The 17,153-nt window shown below is 37.8% G+C and carries 16 protein-coding genes; 10 read left to right on the top strand and 6 right to left on the bottom strand.

Going from position 1 to position 17,153, the window contains the following annotated elements; genetic code table 11:
- Positions 1-23: 23 nt before the first annotated feature.
- The 3 genes from AC4G3L_RS06325 (at position 24) to AC4G3L_RS06315 (ending at position 3,614) form a co-directional block, all read left to right on the top strand.
- Positions 24-1,010 carry a class I SAM-dependent methyltransferase gene (locus tag AC4G3L_RS06325; RefSeq protein ID WP_491076113.1) on the top strand — a complete coding sequence of 329 codons (987 nt, stop codon included), beginning with the start codon at positions 24-26 and terminating at the stop codon, positions 1,008-1,010.
- Between the two features lie 204 nt (positions 1,011-1,214).
- Complete coding sequence (locus AC4G3L_RS06320) at positions 1,215-2,402, top strand: acetate kinase (protein ID WP_491076112.1); 1,188 nt, start codon at positions 1,215-1,217, stop codon at positions 2,400-2,402.
- A 372-nt stretch (positions 2,403-2,774) separates the two neighbouring features.
- Entirely contained in the window at positions 2,775-3,614 is an 840-nt protein-coding gene (locus tag AC4G3L_RS06315; protein WP_491076111.1) for an EcsC family protein, read from the top strand.
- A 118-nt stretch (positions 3,615-3,732) separates the two neighbouring features.
- Here the strand turns inward: AC4G3L_RS06315 and AC4G3L_RS06310 are convergent, their stop codons facing one another.
- On the bottom strand, positions 3,733-4,047 hold the full coding sequence (locus AC4G3L_RS06310) for a hypothetical protein (RefSeq protein WP_491076110.1): 315 nt from the start codon (positions 4,045-4,047) through the stop codon (positions 3,733-3,735).
- A 230-nt stretch (positions 4,048-4,277) separates the two neighbouring features.
- Here AC4G3L_RS06310 and AC4G3L_RS06305 point away from each other — a divergent pair, with 230 nt between their 5' ends.
- Positions 4,278-5,486, top strand: a complete 1,209-nt coding sequence (locus tag AC4G3L_RS06305; RefSeq protein ID WP_491076109.1) for an argininosuccinate synthase — start codon at positions 4,278-4,280, stop codon at positions 5,484-5,486.
- Complete coding sequence (argH, locus tag AC4G3L_RS06300; protein WP_491076108.1) at positions 5,483-6,856, top strand: argininosuccinate lyase; 1,374 nt, start codon at positions 5,483-5,485, stop codon at positions 6,854-6,856. Before AC4G3L_RS06305 ends, argH begins: the two co-directional genes overlap by 4 nt.
- Before the next feature lie 80 nt (positions 6,857-6,936).
- Here the strand turns inward: argH and AC4G3L_RS06295 are convergent, their stop codons facing one another.
- Together AC4G3L_RS06295 and AC4G3L_RS06290 are read right to left on the bottom strand one after the other, a co-directional pair.
- On the bottom strand, positions 6,937-7,389 hold the full coding sequence (locus AC4G3L_RS06295; protein WP_491076107.1) for a universal stress protein: 453 nt from the start codon (positions 7,387-7,389) through the stop codon (positions 6,937-6,939).
- Between the two features lie 253 nt (positions 7,390-7,642).
- Positions 7,643-8,734: a M24 family metallopeptidase gene (locus tag AC4G3L_RS06290; RefSeq protein WP_491076106.1), complete on the bottom strand. Its 1,092-nt coding sequence runs from the start codon at positions 8,732-8,734 to the stop codon at positions 7,643-7,645.
- Positions 8,735-8,867: 133 nt separating this feature from the next.
- Between AC4G3L_RS06290 and AC4G3L_RS06285 the strand changes: the two genes are divergently transcribed.
- The 3 genes from AC4G3L_RS06285 (at position 8,868) to AC4G3L_RS06275 (ending at position 11,252) form a co-directional block, all read left to right on the top strand.
- Positions 8,868-9,545: a metal-dependent hydrolase gene (locus tag AC4G3L_RS06285; protein WP_491076105.1), complete on the top strand. Its 678-nt coding sequence runs from the start codon at positions 8,868-8,870 to the stop codon at positions 9,543-9,545.
- A 91-nt stretch (positions 9,546-9,636) separates the two neighbouring features.
- A complete protein-coding gene (locus AC4G3L_RS06280; RefSeq protein ID WP_491076104.1) occupies positions 9,637-9,885 on the top strand; it encodes a hypothetical protein in 249 nt (82 codons plus the stop codon).
- Between the two features lie 59 nt (positions 9,886-9,944).
- The gene (locus AC4G3L_RS06275) at positions 9,945-11,252 is read left to right on the top strand and encodes a DRTGG domain-containing protein (protein WP_491076103.1); all 1,308 of its coding nucleotides are present in this window, start codon (positions 9,945-9,947) and stop codon (positions 11,250-11,252) included.
- Positions 11,253-11,325: 73 nt separating this feature from the next.
- Here the strand turns inward: AC4G3L_RS06275 and AC4G3L_RS06270 are convergent, their stop codons facing one another.
- The gene (locus AC4G3L_RS06270; protein WP_491076102.1) at positions 11,326-11,628 is read right to left on the bottom strand and encodes a YtpI family protein; all 303 of its coding nucleotides are present in this window, start codon (positions 11,626-11,628) and stop codon (positions 11,326-11,328) included.
- A gap of 151 nt (positions 11,629-11,779) precedes the next feature.
- On the opposite strand from AC4G3L_RS06270, the gene AC4G3L_RS06265 reads away from it, so the two are divergent.
- Complete coding sequence (locus tag AC4G3L_RS06265; RefSeq protein ID WP_491076101.1) at positions 11,780-12,724, top strand: DHH family phosphoesterase; 945 nt, start codon at positions 11,780-11,782, stop codon at positions 12,722-12,724.
- Between the two features lie 40 nt (positions 12,725-12,764).
- Here AC4G3L_RS06265 and ytrI read toward each other — a convergent pair whose 3' ends face one another.
- Together ytrI and ytrH are read right to left on the bottom strand one after the other, a co-directional pair.
- Entirely contained in the window at positions 12,765-13,265 is a 501-nt protein-coding gene (gene ytrI, locus AC4G3L_RS06260) for a sporulation membrane protein YtrI (protein WP_491076100.1), read from the bottom strand.
- Positions 13,262-13,597 (bottom strand): sporulation membrane protein YtrH, encoded by a 336-nt coding sequence (ytrH, locus tag AC4G3L_RS06255; RefSeq protein WP_491076252.1) that lies wholly within the window; start codon positions 13,595-13,597, stop codon positions 13,262-13,264. Before ytrH ends, ytrI begins: the two co-directional genes overlap by 4 nt.
- A gap of 179 nt (positions 13,598-13,776) precedes the next feature.
- Between ytrH and dnaE the strand changes: the two genes are divergently transcribed.
- Entirely contained in the window at positions 13,777-17,133 is a 3,357-nt protein-coding gene (gene dnaE, locus AC4G3L_RS06250; RefSeq protein ID WP_491076099.1) for a DNA polymerase III subunit alpha, read from the top strand.
- Positions 17,134-17,153: the final 20 nt, after the last annotated feature.

Below are 17,153 nucleotides of genomic sequence, written 5' to 3'. Positions count from 1 at the left end.
GCAAAAAGCTGGAGGAAATGATAATGATTACAACAAATGTTGAAACAATATACGAATTGATAACATCAACAGCGAAGATAATACAAGAGGAACTAGGAATTACCGAAATGGAAGCAATTGCGGATACGGGAGAAAATTGGTTCCACGATGCCGTACTTCAGGAGGAATTGAGTGAACTGGCAGTCAAACGATTAAAGAAAAGCTATCAGGATAAACCTTTAGATCAGTTTAGTAAAGAGGATATCCGAAAAGGTTGGCAATTAGCCGTATTGAAGTCCATGAGAACCAATGTTCAGGCTAATCATCAAATGACTCCGGATGCATTGGGATTCTTATTTGCTTACCTGCTTGAAAAGTTCACAAAAAAACAAGAATCATTAACCATAACAGATCTGGCAGTTGGAACAGGCAACCTTCTGTTTTCTGTGTTGAATACGATAGATAATAAAGAAGTAGATGCTACAGGTGTTGAAGTAGATGATACGTTAATAAGGTTGGCTTATTGCGGAGCTAATTTAATTGGACATCCGATCCAATTTTTACATCAGGATAGTTTGCAGCCATTATTTATTAATCCCGCTGATGCAATTGTTTGTGATTTGCCAATTGGCTATTATCCAAACGATCAACGAGCGGCAGAGTTTAAATTAAAATCAGAAAACGGAATGTCCTATGCCCATCATTTATTAATAGAACAAAGTTTTACGTACGCAAAAGAAGGGGCTTATTTATTTTTCTTAATTCCTAATGATCTATTCAACACATCAGAGGCTAAAGCACTCCATCAGTTTATTCATGAAGAGGGGTATATTCAAGGGATGATTCAGCTGCCTGAGAGTTTATTCCAGTCTAAGCAATCGTCAAAAAGCATTCTTATCCTGCAGAAAAAAGGGAATGATATAAAAGCACCAAAACAGGTATTGCTCGTTAATATGCCAAAACTATCTGACCGGGAAGCTACAGCCTCCATGTTAAATAAAATAGATGCATGGATAGAAGAAGAAAAGTAAATATAGGTAATCGATGACCATCACTGCTTTTTTTGACAAGTAGGAATTATTAGAATAAAATAATATTATTGTGAAAACGGTAACAAAGTAATTTCGGCTTGCGAGAACGCTGTTTCAATGTTTTAATTGGAATCGAGAACCTCTAAATAAACAGTTATCGTGTAACATCTACGTCTATTCACAAATGTAAGGAGCAGAGAATATATGTCAAAAATAATCGCGATTAATGCAGGAAGTTCCTCTTTAAAATTTCAATTATTTGAGATGCCTGAGGAAACTGTAATCACTAAAGGGATTGTAGAAAGAATCGGACTTCAAGATTCCATTTTTACAATTACGGTAAATGGTGAAAAGAAAACAATGGTTACAGAAATACCTGACCATTCTGTTGCCGTAAAGCTTTTGCTTGAAAAGCTTACTGAATATAAAATCATCAATTCTCTTGAAGAAATTGAAGGAATTGGACACAGAATTGTACATGGTGGAGAAATCTTTAAGGATTCTGCTGTTATTACAGATGAAGTGTTAGAACAAATTGAAGACTTGGCTGAATTAGCGCCGCTTCACAATCGTGCTAACGCAACTGGTATCAGAGCTTTCCGTGAAGTATTACCAAACGTACCGGCGGTTGCTGTTTTCGATACAGCATTCCACCAAACAATGCCTGAAAGCTCTTATCTATACAGCTTGCCATATGACTACTATAAAGATTACGGAATCCGTAAATATGGTTTCCACGGAACTTCTCATAAATATGTATCCGAGCGTGCAGCAGAGTTATTAAAACGTCCTCTTGAGCAATTGCGCTTAATCTCCTGCCACTTAGGAAATGGAGCAAGTATTACAGCAATTGAAGGCGGAAAATCAATCGATACAACAATGGGATTCACTCCATTGGAAGGTTTAACAATGGGAACTAGATCTGGAAGCTTAGATCCTGCTTTAATCCCATTCTTAATGTCTAAAACAGGCAAAACAGCTGAAGATGTAATCAATATTCTTAATAAAAAATCCGGTATGCTTGGTGTTTCCGGTTTCTCCAGCGATTTGCGTGATATTGAACAAGCTGCTGAAGAAGGTAACGAGCGCGCTGAATTGGCTATATCTAAATTTGCAGATGGAATTCACAAATACATCGGTTCCTATGCAGCAAAAATGAATGGCGTAGACGCAATCATCTTCACTGCAGGTATCGGTGAAAATAGTTCTGAAATTCGTGCGCGTGTATTAAAAGGCTTGGAATTCATGGGCGTATACTGGGATCCAGCTTTAAATAACGTACGTGGAAAAGAACAGTTTGTAAACCACCCATACTCACCGGTTAAAGTTATTATCATCCCAACAGATGAAGAAGTAATGATTGCCCGTGATGTAGTACGTTTAACACATTAATAACTGGCTATAAAAAGGAAAATCACTTTGGTGTTTTTCCTTTTTAGCTATTTGAAAGGGAATTCAGAAATGGCATTAGGCCCCATATTCTGAATTCCTTATTTATTTATGAATATGAAAATTTTACGATATTTGCTTTTTTATTATCGTGACATACATAACTGCTATGTTTGATTACTGACACCACTAATCTCCCCTGCTTAATCTATTTAATTCCTCTCTTTATGTATCAATATTTATAAGTGAATTTTACCCATTTAATTCATCTATACAAATCAGATATGACTAAATGTAATGATATTTTGCGGAAGGAAGAAATTAGGTTGATATGTGATATACTTTTTATAATAGACCATTTAAAGAGGTGATTATATGGCATTTACGAAACGAGATCAGGAAATTTGGATGGAATTAAAAGAATGGGAAGCAGAAATGAAAGCAAGTGAACCAACCGATTTTGAAACGTATTATGATCGATGGATTGAGAATATGTTTAGGCTGTTGCCGGAAAGTACACAACAGGAATTTTTCTCTAGAATGGATAATTGGTTATTTCACCTGCATGCCATGATTCATGAATCCCAATTTCAAATAGATGCACGGAATCGAATAGTCACAAATGCGCGTATTTTTAATGAAAATATCTCTACCTTGAGTGACTTAAAAGATCTTTCCATTGATCAGCTCTCCTATATTGCTGAACAGCAAGTAGCCAGACATCGGCTTTATTCTTTCGTACAGGGGGGATTTTCGGCTATTAATGGTGGCTTAGTATTGGCAGCAGATTTGCCGGCTCAAATGGTAATCAACTTAAGAAGCATTCAGTTGATTGGTATTTCATATGGTTATGAAATGAATACACCTTATGAGATTATGCTTTCATTAAAGGTATTCCATGCAGGTACAATGCCTGATCGAATGCAAAAATATTTCTGGGAAACACTAATGGAAGATCTGGAACATCCCCCATCTTATTTTTATGAAGGGGAGGAAGAGATGAGTAATATATTTTGGTTTGACCAGCCTATTAAACAAATGATGAAGGCAATGGCTATTTATTTCTTTCGGAAAAAGGTATTTAAAGGATTCCCGGTTATCAGTGCGGCGATTGGTTCAAGTGCAAATTACCGCTTAACTAAAAGAGTGACGGATTTCGCAGATAAATTTTATAAGTACCGATACTTAAGTGAGAAAGAGAGCCTTTCATCATGAATGAAGGTATAGTTCAACAAAGTTGTTAAACCTCTTGGTACATTGAAAAATGCATAATAAGTGAATAAAATAATGAGAGCCGTCCTGAAAAAGGGCGGTTTTTTAATTGATTTATCCATTATGAATGAGTCTTACTTGTTATATCCTGGTTGGTTCGGTACCAAATCCATAAATCATTAATGATTGAGGCATGTTCAGCGATTTCATAATTAAGAGTACATGCTGCTTCAAAATCGTCCTCATTATTTAAGAGATTTAATTTATGATGAATCAGTCTTTCTAATTGTGTTATACGTTCCGGAATTGTCCCTCTAATCTGTTCCCAGTGAACAAGAATAGCTTGCTGCATGGCTAATGGATAGACAAAGAAGTCTTGCTTTAAACGAGGAATCGGTATACCGAGGCGTTCATTGTAAATAAAAAAATCGTCCATCTTGTTTCACTCCCCAAAGTTTAATTCATAAAAATAGTTTACACAAGTTGACAGTTATATACTAATTTCTTTTTTTATCAAGGTGTTACATCTATGGTAAAACAATTCAATTAAAAATAAATTTTCAGTTAACACTTGAAAAAGTAACATATTGTTGGTAAAGTGAATAACATATTCTAATGCATAAAAATATTATTTATTGAATAAATATACATCGGAGGGGATCGTTCATGAATAAAGATAAAGTAGTTCTTGCCTATTCAGGGGGATTAGATACATCGGTTGCTATATCCTGGTTAAAACAGAAGGGGTATGACATTGTGGCATGCTGCCTGGACGTAGGAGAAGGTAAAGATTTAGATTTTATAAAAGAAAAGGCTATAAAGGTTGGTGCCTGTACTTCTTATGTTATAGATGCAAAGGAAGAATTCGCGAATGATTTTGCTTTGATAGCGCTTCAGGCGCATGCGATGTATGAAGGAAAATATCCGTTGATATCAGCTTTATCGAGACCGTTAATAGCTAAAAAGCTGGTAGAAGTAGCGGAAAAGGAAAATGCGGTAGCTGTTGCACATGGCTGTACAGGTAAAGGGAATGACCAGGTACGTTTTGAAGTGTCTATTCAGGCATTAAATCCTGATTTAAAAGTATTTGCTCCTGTCAGAGAATGGGGCTGGTCTCGTGAAGAGGAAATTGAATATGCTAAACAAAACAATATACCAATTCCAATCAATTTGGATAGTCCATATTCTATTGACCAAAATTTATGGGGGCGCAGCAATGAATGCGGTGTTCTTGAGGATCCCTGGGCAGCTCCTCCGGAAGGAGCATATGATTTAACAGAAGCTTTAGAACATACTCCTGATGCCCCGGATATGGTAGAAATTACTTTTAAAGAAGGAGTTCCTGTTGCCTTAAATGGAATAGAGTATCCATTGTCCACATTGATTCTAAATCTTAATGATCTTGCCGGTAAACATGGTGTTGGCAGAATTGATCATGTAGAAAATCGACTGGTTGGAATTAAATCAAGAGAAATATATGAGTGTCCAGGTGCGCTGACATTAATTAAAGCGCATAAGGAGCTTGAAGATTTAACAATGGTAAAGGAACTGGCACACTTTAAGCCGGTTATTGAGAAGAAACTAACAGAGCTTATCTATGAAGGCCTATGGTTCTCGCCTCTAAAAGACTCTCTGATAGCGTTTTTGAAACAATCTCAAAGCTTTGTTACAGGTGTTGTGCGCGTTAAACTATTTAAAGGGCATGCCATTATAGAAGGTCGAAAATCTGAATACTCTCTATACAATGAAAATCTGGCAACTTATACATCAGCAGATGAATTTGATCATGAAAGTGCGGTTGGCTTTATCAATTTATGGGGACTGCCTACAAAAGTAAATAGTCAGGTTCATAATCAAAAGAAGGTGTCTGTGTGAAAAAACTATGGGGAGGCAGATTTACTAAAACCGCCGAAGAATGGATTGATTCTTTTGGTGCTTCCATCTCTTTTGACCAGGAGTTGGTCATGGAAGACCTTGAAGGAAGCCTCGCCCATGTGACGATGCTTGGTGCATGTGAAATCCTGGCGGAAGAAGAAGTTGATATCATTAAAAAGGGATTGAACTCTTTAAAAGCAAAGGCTGAAAAAGGAGAGCTATCTTTTTCTGTAGAATATGAAGACATCCATTTAAATTTAGAGAAATTACTTATAGATGAAATTGGTCCTTTGGGAGGTAAATTGCATACAGCCAGAAGCCGTAATGATCAAGTGGCAACCGATATGCATTTATATTTACGTGCTCAGGTCTCTGAAATCATCGATGGAATTACGGAATTTCAAAAAACGCTGATTCAGGTGGCTGAGAAACATATTGAGACAGTTGTTCCGGGATATACCCATTTGCAAAGAGCTCAGCCTATATCACTGGGTCATCATTTCATGGCCTATTTTTGGATGCTGCAGCGTGATAAGGATCGTTTGCAGGACAGCTTAAAGAGAATTAATTTATCGCCTCTTGGAGCAGGTGCTTTGGCTGGTACCACATTTCCGATTGACCGTGAACTGACGGCTGAGTTAATGGGGTTTGATGGAATATATAAAAATAGTTTAGACGCGGTAAGTGATCGGGACTTCATTGCAGAATTCCTGAATAATGCCTCCTTAATCATGATGCATTTGTCCAGATTCAGCGAAGAAATTATACTATGGTCCAGTCAGGAGTTTCATTTTATAGAGTTGGATGATACGTTTTCAACCGGTTCAAGTATAATGCCGCAAAAGAAAAATCCAGATATGGCTGAGCTGATTCGCGGTAAAACCGGCCGAGTATATGGAAATGCGTTTGGATTATTAACACTCTTAAAAGGCTTGCCGCTTGCTTACAATAAAGATATGCAAGAGGATAAAGAAGGGATGTTTGATACAGTCATAACGGTAAAAGGATCTTTAAAGATTTTTAATGGAATGATAGAAACCATGAAAGTTCATACCAATGTGATGAAGGAAGCGGTGTATAATGATTTTTCAAATGCGACCGAACTGGCGGATTACTTGGCAGCAAAGGGTATTCCTTTCCGCGAAGCACATGAAATTGTCGGTAAATTAGTACTCTTTTGTATACAAAAAGGGTATTACCTTCTCGATATTCCATTCGAAACATTAAAAGAAGCATCCGAACTTATCGAAAAAGATGTATATGAAGCACTGAAACCAGAAGAGGCTGTGAGAAGAAGAAATAGCTCGGGGGGAACAGGCTTTAACCAAGTGAGACTGGCCATTGATCAAGCAAAGAGTTTACTTGATTAATAGCTATCATACAGCAAAATCCCATGTGCCAAAGACATGGGATTTTTGCTGTTTAAATCGGATTACTCTGTTACTTTTTATTAAGCTGGTTTCTCGTCGGAACGAATAACCATTACATCACATTTTGCATAACGGATAATATGTTCTGAAACGCTTCCGATAAAGAAACGTTCAACGGCATTTAAACCAGTTGCGCCACATATAATCAAGTCCACATTATAGGATTTGGCGATATCTTTAGGAATTTTCACTTTTGGAGAGCCAAATTCAATACAGACGGCAACATCTCTGACGCCTGCATCAAGTGCCATTTGTTTATATTCTTCTAAAAGGTCTTTTGCATATTGTTCAGCACTCTCAGAAATGGAAATGCTGTACGCTTCAACTGCGGCAAAGGTACGGTTGTCGACAACATGAGCTAATACTAATCTGGCATCATTTCGTTTAGCCACATCAATTGCTTTTTTAAACGCCCATTCTGCTTCCTGTGAACCGTCTACTGCCACAAGGATATTATTATAGGATATTGCCATATTAATCTCCTCCTTTAAGTATATTTATATTATACTACAAATTACACGAAAAGTCGGAAAATTATATGAACATATTATGAAAAGAAGTTTAATTTCACAAAAATACTACAAATCCAAATATATTATTATTTGAATTATTATTATAAAATAACTATTGGAGTCGCATATAAATTGAAATTTTCTTACCCCGGCTAGATGTTTCTATTTTTAATCATATAAAAAACAGCGAGTGATCCTCGCTGTCTGTTGACTATTAAATGGTTACCAGTTCTTTAGGGAATTTAGTGAGTATCTCCACACCGTTTTCTGTCACATACAAATCATCTTCAATCCGTACACCGGCTTTGCCAGGCACGTATATACCAGGTTCGATTGTAAAGACCATTCCTTCCTGAAGAGGCAGAGTGTTTATTTCAGTCAAGGAAGGATATTCATGCACGCTGATGCCAAGTCCATGGCCAAGGCGGTGAGGGAAGTAGTCACCATACCCTTTATCTCTGATAATAGTACGGGCTGTTAAATCAATTTCGGCGCACGTTTTACCAGGTCGACATGCTTGAACAGCAGCAATTTGAGCCTCGAGTACAGTATCGTAGATTTCCTTTTGGACCTCATTTATTTGCCCGTAAGCAACTGTACGTGTGATATCAGAACAATATCCATCCACGACTACACCTAAGTCGAAGAGGACCAAATCACCCTTTTTGACTTTTGTCTGTCCTGGAACTCCATGAGGGGAAGCGGCATTGTCACCAGTCAGTACCATTGTGGCAAAAGACATTTCCGATACGCCTTCTTTTTTTAATTGATACTCTAATGCAGCCAGTATTTCCATTTCAGTTTTACCTTCTGCAATTTCTTCAGTTCCAATTTTTATGGCATAATCAGCAAGGCGACACGCTTCTTTAATGATTTTTAGTTCAGATGGACTTTTTATCATACGCATTTGGCGCATTTTTTCTTCCGCTGATAAATATGTAGGATGATTTAAAATGGAATTAAGTCCTTCAAGACGTTCCATCGTTAAATGTTCTTTTTCTACTGCTAAGGCTTGAATAGTAATGTTCCGTTTATTCAATGCTTCCTTAATGACTTCCCAAGGATTTTGTGTATCGGATATCCCTAGTACTTCATAACGCCAGCCAGCCTGTTTTACATCTGGAACCTCCATTTGTGGGCATATTAATATAGGTTCTTCAGTAGGAAATGCGAGTACAGCCAATAAGCGTTCATGAGGGTCGCTATAGAACCCGCTAAGATAAAATACATTTTCTGTAGATGTAATAAAAGCAGCATCAGCCTGTTTTTCGGTCAGCCAATTTGCCAATTGGTTCAATTTACTCATATCGTACCTCCATTAAAATTTATGTAAATGTTACTATGACAGTAGATTATCAATTATATAGTATAAAGTAAATTGTTAGATAACTTAAGAAAAAGGGTATTTATTAAAAAAAACAGAGAAAGGGCTGAATTAAATGAAAGTATCTTTCCATGGCCATTCCGTTGTAAAAATTGAAACTAGAGGAAAGCAGCTGCTGATCGATCCGTTTATTACAGGAAATGATCTCACTGATTTAAAAGTTGGAGATCTAAAGCCTGATTATATCTTAATTACCCATGGACATGATGATCACTTAGGGGATACGGTTCAGTTAGCAAAAGATCATGATGCGCTTGTTATTTGTAATTTTGAATTAAGTACATACCTGGGATGGAAAGGTGTAAAAACACATGGCATGTCCATTGGAGGAGCATATGACTTTGAGTTTGGAAGAGTTAAACTTACCCAAGCTTTTCATGGAACAGGATTCGAGGAAAATGGTCAAATGATTTATGGCGGAATGCCTGCTGGACTATTGATTACAGCTGAGGATAAAACAATTTATCATGCTGGAGATACAGGGTTGTTCTCGGATATGAAGCTGATTGGTGATCGTCATCCTATTGATTTAGCCTTCTTGCCGATAGGAGACAATTTTACTATGGGGCCGGAGGATGCTGCCTTGGCTGCAGAGTTTCTACATCCTAAACTAGTAGTTCCTATTCACTATAATACGTTTCCTCCTATTAAGCAGGATCCTTATTATTTTGCCTCCTTATGTGGGAAGAATCTTGTTCAAGTAATGAATCCGGGAGAGTCTATTGAATTATAAAGAATTGAAGCACGCATGAAGCATAGAGCTATATGTGTGCTTCTTTTTTTTTCGTTTATTCATATATTTATTCTATAGGAGGGATGAATCAATGAAAATCCGTTATGGAATATGTCTGGTCAGCAGTTTAGCCATGATGATATGGGCGCTTCCCTATTTATCATTTGAAGGGAATCTGGAAGAAAGTCTTTTTTCATCCGCATGGCTTGCACTGGTCTTTAGTGTAATGGGAGGGAATCTATCAGCTATTCTTTATAATGAAGGCAAAAAAGGGACAACCGTACAGGCAAAAAAAGCAGAAAAACCCCTTATTTCCAAGCAATATAAAAGGTCACGTTGATTGATTGGAGCGTTTCCCATTATAATAGTAATAATGGATAACGAAAAAGGGTGAATAGTTTGGCTACTAAGCATGAACAAATACTAGCATATATTGATGAACTTCCGATCGGTCAAAAAATCTCGGTACGGCAAATTGCAAAAGCGCTAAGCGTTAGTGAGGGGACCGCCTATCGAGCAATTAAAGAGGCAGAAAATAAAGGGTATGTCAGTACGATTGAAAGAGTTGGAACGATTCGTATTGAACGCAAGAAAAAAGAAAATATAGAGAGATTGACATTTGCTGAGGTAGTCAATATAGTGGATGGTCAGGTACTCGGAGGCAGAACAGGGCTTCATAAAACCCTGAATAAATTTGTCATCGGAGCTATGGAACTGGAAGCCATGATGCGTTACACAGAGGCGGGCAATCTTCTAATTGTCGGGAACCGTGTTAAGGCGCATGAACTTGCATTAACAGCAGGAGCAGCTGTTCTCATTACCGGCGGGTTTGATACAGCTGAATCCGTAAAAAGGCTGGCTGATGAGTTACAAATGCCCGTAATTTCTACATCCTATGATACCTTTACGGTTGCTACAATGATTAATAGGGCAATTTATGATCAGCTTATCAAGAAAGAAATTTTACTTGTTGAAGATATTCTTATTCCAATTCAGCAAACAGAAGTCCTGAAAGTGGGCAACACAATCGAAAGATGGACGGAGCTGAATAGAACAACAAAACACAGCCGCTTTCCGGTAGTGGATGAAAGTCTTCGTTTGCAGGGAATGGTTACATCCAGGGATATTCTGGGTCATGACGCTTCCGTGCAGATTGAAAAGGTGATGACTAAGAATCCTATCTTTGTAGGTGAAAAAACAAGTGTGGCTTCAGCTGCCCATATGATGGTTTGGGAAAGTATTGAATTACTGCCGGTCGTAGATAATCGTAATCTGTTGATTGGAATCATTAGCAGACAAGATGTCCTGAAGGCACTGCAAATGAGCCAGCGTCAGCCGCAGGTTGGAGAAACAATTGATGATGTCATAGCGAATCAAATGACTGTTGTTCAAGGTGAGGATACGTATCAGTGTGAAGTGACGCCGCAAATGACTAACCAGTTGGGTACCATTTCTTATGGCGTATTCACGGCTATGGTCATTGAAGCGACGAACAGAGTGATGAGAGGATATAAACGCGGGGATTTAGTTGTTGAAAATATGACAATTTATTTCCTTAAGCCTGTACAGCTGGAGAGCAGACTCAAAATCGTTCCAAAGGTTCTGGAAATTGGCCGGAAGTTTGGAAAAGTTGATATAGAAGTCTTCAATGAGGGCAAATTGGTTGGAAAAGCGATGATGACATGCCAATTATTAGAGAGAACGTAATCTGTTATAAAAAAATTGCCTTTATAGTTACTATAAAGGCAATTTGCTTATTTTTTGGTATTTCCGTGATACATTATTTCATAGCTGCATGATATTCTTCTTCAGCCAGGGGAGCATAGTATTTATACATTTTTATACCGTTATAAACACTCATTCCACCTACTAGGATGAAGATTGCAGCAACGATAAAGGTAACAGTCGATTGAAATAGGAATAGCTGATTAAGGCCAAACAGAGTTACAAACAATCCTAAAGAGATTGATGATTTACCGGTTAGATGTGCTCGCTGCATAGGTAGCTTGGTTCTGAAATATTTTGTCTTATAATAAATAAAAAAAGAAAAAGACATGACAATCAAAAATACGAATATAATCATACATTGTGCCTCCAAATGGTTTGTATCCCTATATTGTACAAGATTTTGAAAAAATGTACCAATATGGATTTTAGCAGACCTTTCTATATCCTTTACTAGGGATAGCAGATGCATTGTATACATAAATAAGCAACTTAAAAGGAGAAGAGCGATGAAAGAACAGATTATAGAAGCAATAAAAACATATAATACGATTATTTTGCACAGGCATGTTCGTCCGGACCCTGACGCCTATGGATCACAATGCGGATTAGGAGAAATGATTAAGTATTCGTTTCCGGATAAACGTGTTTTCATGGTTGGGCAAGAAGAGGAGTCTTTACACTTTTTAAAGAGGCTTGATGTCATTTCTGATGAAGTATATAAAGGGGCATTGGTTATTGTTTGTGATACAGCCAATCAGGCAAGGGTCTGTGATCAGCGTTACACGAAAGGCGATATGCTCATTAAAATAGATCATCATCCGAATGAGGATCCTTATGGAGATCTTTTATGGGTAGATACATCAGCCAGTTCCTGCAGTGAAATGATTTATGAATTATTTGAGTATGGTAAAGATAAAGGGTTCCGTATGAATCAAGAAGCAGCACGCTTATTGTATGCGGGGATAGTTGGTGACACGGGAAGATTCCTTTACCCAAGCACGACTGACAAAACATTCCTGTATGCGGGTGAGCTTATTCAGTATGGATTTAATCGCTCCGACATATACAATGGCATGTATGATGTGGATGAATCGGTCGTTCGCCTGAATGGGTATGTATTTGAAAACTTCAAAATAATTAATCCAGGAGTAGGCGTAGTCGTTATTAGGCAGGAGACGATGAACAAATTCGGTGTGAAACCCTCTGAAGCCTCTTTACTCGTTAGTACATTAGGTTCAGTAAAGGGAATCAATGCATGGGTATTTTTCATAGAAGAAGATGAGGAAATTCGTGTTCGCCTCAGATCCAAAGGACCTGTTATTAATAAGGTGGCTATGAAATACAATGGAGGGGGTCACCCTATGGCATCAGGCGCGACCATTTACAATTGGGAAGATATGGATCATGTGCTCGCTGATCTCGTCCAGGTTTGTTCTGACTACTTAGTCTAAATAAATTAATAACAGCCAGGTATGAGGTGCCCGGCTGTTATTATATTTGTTTAATCGATAAATCAATCTCGATATGTGTATAAATAATTAATTCCTTAATTTCCACTTGGTAGTGCCTGCCGTTTAATTTGATATCCTTATTAATAATGGCTCTTTTAAGGAGCTCTTTTCCGCGGCTGACACTTTCCAAATCTTTGCCTAATAAACTGTCAAAGTCCTTCTTAATGCTTTGCTCTACTTCAAAAATACTGAGGGGATCCAATCTGTATTTTTTATAGTTTATTATACGGATAGATATATCCTGCACAAGTAATTTACTTTCATTTTTTTTGTTTAAAATTTCATATTCATTTTGCCATATCTCAAGCTCATCGTGTAAATCTTTAATGGCATCTTGTTGCGTTTCAATCAATTGAATCTGTTTTTCCTGCAAGTCCCCAAACATATACAAAAAAAGACCCCAGCCTATAATGGCCCCCATAATCATTCCTGCAAAAAAACGCTGCCACAGGGGGTTTCTATAATACGGAGGGATTCTCATGGATTCAGTTGCTCCTGTGTCAACCATTGGATAATAAGTGCGCCCGCCTGTGCTCCTCCAAGTGCAGAAATAATTATTAAAATTTGTTTGAATAAATCTTTGGTCGCGCCGTGAAAGATGCCTCGTTCAAATGAATAGACCGCATCAAATGTCCCGCCGATAGCTGCTACTATAGCCCAAATTCTCAATCCTTCTGAAAGCCGGTATACATGAGTTAATGGGGGTTGACCGGTTATGAAAGCAGCCAATCCACCAATTAACGACCCGCCTAGTAAAACGCCAAATGATATGAAGAAACTGTTTATAAAAGCTGGTAAAAAAGCTTGGTTCATCATCCTCGTCCTTTTTGTTTTTTTACATATATATGAGGGTGTAGTACTTAATATGTAACTTAGAAAAAGTTATCAAAACTTTACCGAACATATTTTCTTTTTTTGCATGGGACTTCTATAATAGATATAAGAGAAAATTTCTACTGATTAATAAAATGTTAACAAGGATGTGACTTGTAATGTCATTAATCCATCTTCATGTATATAGCGCTTATAGTCTTCTAGAGAGTACGTTATCAATAAGGGATATCGTTACCTCAGCGAAGAATAATGGTTTCAGCAGTATAGCACTAACAGATCGTAATGTTATGTATGGGGCTGTGTCTTTTTACAAGGAATGTATGGCACAAGGAATTAAGCCTATTATCGGTTTGACTGCAGATATATTTGATGATGAAGAAAAGGAAAGCTACCCTCTGATTTTACTGGCGAAGGATAATGAGGGCTATCACAATCTGATGAAAATATCGAGCGCGATTCAAACGAAATCTCCAAATGGTTTGCCTTTCAGATGGTTGAAAGGATATTCAAGAGGGTTAATTGCAATCTCTCCTGGGAGAGAAGGGGAAATCGAGAGTGCGCTTATATACCGTGTCAGTGAGGCAGAGAAAATCCTTCTGAAATATAAAAAATTGTTTGGTGATCTTTCTTTTTATCTTACACTGCCTGAATCGCATGCAGACAACATGGCACGTGAGGCGGTCAAGCAATTGGCTGATCAAACAAACACCCAGCTTGTCGCTGCTCACCATATCTGCTATTTGAAAGAGGAAGACTCACTCGCTTATCAGGCTTTGATGTGTTTAAAAAATAATATAAAGATAGAAGAACTGGATTATACTGAATTGCCTAAGGGTGAAAGGAAGCATTTTGCAAGCCGATCGGAAATGATGGAATGGTATTCATCCGATGTAGATGCACTCGAAAATACTGTCCGAATAGCTGAACAATGCCAAGTAACCTTAGAATTTAATCAAAGATTACTTCCGAAGTTCCCAGTACCAAATGATTTGTCAGCTCAACAGTATTTGACGGAAATTTGCAAGAAAGGATTCGCGAAACGTTATTCTAATCCTGATAAAAAGCATTATGAACGTTTGGAATATGAACTGTCTGTTATATCATCTATGGGATTCAGTGATTATTTTTTGATCGTTTGGGACTTTATGAATCATGCCAATAGACAAGGAATTTTAACAGGGCCGGGACGTGGTTCGGCTGCAGGGTCAATGGTTGCCTATGTACTGGGAATCACGAATGTAGACCCTATCAAATATAACCTCTTATTTGAGAGATTCTTGAATCCGCAGAGGGTTACAATGCCTGATATTGATATTGATTTTCCGGATAACCGCAGAGAAGAAATAATCCGTTATGTAGCAAATAAATATGGGCCTATCCATGTGGCTCAAATTATCACATTTGGTACATTTGGAGCAAAGGCAGCCTTGCGTGATGCAGGAAGAGTATGTGGTTTAAATACGAAGGAGCTGGATATGCTTTCCCGCTCCTTGCCTTCCATCAACGGGTTAACCATACAATTGGCTGAATCTGAATCCAGTCGTTTTCGTTCATGGAGGGACGAATCGGCCCTTCATAAACAAATCTATGAAATTGCAAGGAAATGGGAAGGCCTCCCGAGACATACATCCATTCATGCGGCAGGTGTGATTATAACGGATCAGCCGCTGACAGACTTAATACCGATCCAGGATGGACATGAAGGTGTTTATTTAACTCAATTCCCAATGGAGATTTTAGAAGAAATCGGCCTTTTGAAAATGGATTTTCTAGGCCTGCGGAATTTAACCTTACTTGATCAAATTATAAAACAGATTAATCGGATGCCTGGTAAAAGGATTACATTAAATCAGATTCCATTGGATGATAGGAATACATTTGAATTATTAAGCAAGGGTTTAACTTCTGGGATTTTTCAATTCGAATCTGCGGGCATGCAAAATGTCCTCAAAAAACTAAAACCAACCGTCTTTGAAGATTTAGTAGCAGTTAATGCATTGTACAGACCGGGTCCAATGGACAATATCCCTGCTTTTATAAATCGTAAACATGGGAGTGAGCCCATTGCATTTCCTATTCCCGAATTGGAAACGATTCTGAAATCTACCTACGGGATTATCGTGTATCAGGAGCAAATTATTCAGATTGCTTCCACGATGGCCGGCTTCAGCTTAGGAGAAGCGGATTTACTTAGACGAGCTGTGAGCAAAAAGAAAAAGGATGTGCTGGATGAACAAAGAGCTCATTTCGTAAAAGGAGCTATTTCTAAAGGATATGAACATCATATAGCTAATGAAGTGTATGATTTAATCGTCCGGTTTGCAAACTATGGATTTAATAGAAGCCATGCGGTCGCTTACAGCTTAATTGCTTATCAGTTGGCGTATTTAAAGGCAAATTATTTTCCAAGCTTTATGGCTGGATTAATGACTTCGGTGATTGGAAACGATGAGAAAATAGCTCAGTATGTCCAGGAATTAAAATCAAAAGAGTATACTGTTTATCCACCATCAATCAATAAAAGCCACTTCCCTTTTGTTCTTGAAGGAGAGCAAGGCGTACGTTATAGCCTGGCAGCCGTGAAAGGAATTGGAGCGTCTGTCTTAAAAGAAATCGTTACGGTACGAAAGAATGGCCCATTCGAAGACTTGTTTGACTTCTGTATACGTATTCCGTTACGCATAATAAATAGAAAAGTATTGGAAAATTTATGTTATGCCGGTGCATTTGATGAGTTTAATATGGACCGCGCAAGCATTCTGGCAAGTATCGATGTGGCACTGGAACATGCCGAATTGGTTCGTCCTGATTCCGAAGATGACGGCTTTTTTGATGCTGATGATCTGTTTATTAAGCCGAAATATATAGTGGTAGATTCGATGCCAACGGATAAAAAATTACAAAAAGAAAAAGAGGTTCTAGGCTTATACTTATCTGAACATCCCATCAGCGGGTCAAGGGCGTTATTGAAAAATGCAGGGGCACTGCCTCTTTCTAAGTTCTCATTGAACTCAACTGGATTTATTGGAGCTTATATACAATCCGTTAAAGCGATTCGCACGAAGAAGGGGGAAAGTATGGCTTTCTTGTTTTTAAGCGATGAAACGGGCGATATGGAGGGTGTTGCTTTCCCAAATGTGTACAAGCAATACTCGTCGTTATTAAAAGAAGGAAGTTTAGTTTTAATAGAAGGAAAGCTGGAAGAACGGAATAGTAAGAAACAATTTGTTATTCAAAATATGTATGATTTAGAGAATAATATTCCACAAATAAAAGAACTCTTCAAATCGGTATATATAAAGGTTGCTCCGAATGTTCAAACGAGTAAAACATTAACGGCCATTCGAAACATTCTGAATCGATACCGTGGGAACACCAAAGTATATGTATATTATGAAAAAGAGGCAAAAACCATACAGTTATCCAGAGAAAATTGGGTGAACCCTACACCTGCCTTATTAGCAGATTTAGAAGGAATTATAGGGGAAGGAAATGTTTTAATCAAAGAAGATTAACTATGTACAAGACTGAATAT

Source organism: Bacillus sp. z33, assembly GCF_058313615.1.
The sequence above is the reverse complement of the archived record's forward strand: the minus strand, read 5'-3'. Positions and strand labels throughout refer to the sequence as shown.

Coding starts and splice junctions, on each gene's coding strand:
- AC4G3L_RS06295 (WP_491076107.1), bottom strand. CDS start 7,389: ATGGCAATATCCTATAATAATATCCTTGTGGCAGTAGACGGTTCACAG.
- AC4G3L_RS06265 (WP_491076101.1), top strand. CDS start 11,780: ATGAAAGAACAGATTATAGAAGCAATAAAAACATATAATACGATTATT.
- AC4G3L_RS06285 (WP_491076105.1), top strand. CDS start 8,868: ATGAAAGTATCTTTCCATGGCCATTCCGTTGTAAAAATTGAAACTAGA.
- AC4G3L_RS06315 (WP_491076111.1), top strand. CDS start 2,775: ATGGCATTTACGAAACGAGATCAGGAAATTTGGATGGAATTAAAAGAA.
- AC4G3L_RS06320 (WP_491076112.1), top strand. CDS start 1,215: ATGTCAAAAATAATCGCGATTAATGCAGGAAGTTCCTCTTTAAAATTT.
- ytrI (WP_491076100.1), bottom strand. CDS start 13,265: ATGAGAATCCCTCCGTATTATAGAAACCCCCTGTGGCAGCGTTTTTTT.
- AC4G3L_RS06310 (WP_491076110.1), bottom strand. CDS start 4,047: ATGGACGATTTTTTTATTTACAATGAACGCCTCGGTATACCGATTCCT.
- AC4G3L_RS06280 (WP_491076104.1), top strand. CDS start 9,637: ATGAAAATCCGTTATGGAATATGTCTGGTCAGCAGTTTAGCCATGATG.
- ytrH (WP_491076252.1), bottom strand. CDS start 13,597: ATGAACCAAGCTTTTTTACCAGCTTTTATAAACAGTTTCTTCATATCA.
- AC4G3L_RS06270 (WP_491076102.1), bottom strand. CDS start 11,628: ATGATTATATTCGTATTTTTGATTGTCATGTCTTTTTCTTTTTTTATT.
- dnaE (WP_491076099.1), top strand. CDS start 13,777: ATGTCATTAATCCATCTTCATGTATATAGCGCTTATAGTCTTCTAGAG.
- AC4G3L_RS06290 (WP_491076106.1), bottom strand. CDS start 8,734: ATGAGTAAATTGAACCAATTGGCAAATTGGCTGACCGAAAAACAGGCT.
- AC4G3L_RS06305 (WP_491076109.1), top strand. CDS start 4,278: ATGAATAAAGATAAAGTAGTTCTTGCCTATTCAGGGGGATTAGATACA.
- AC4G3L_RS06325 (WP_491076113.1), top strand. CDS start 24: ATGATTACAACAAATGTTGAAACAATATACGAATTGATAACATCAACA.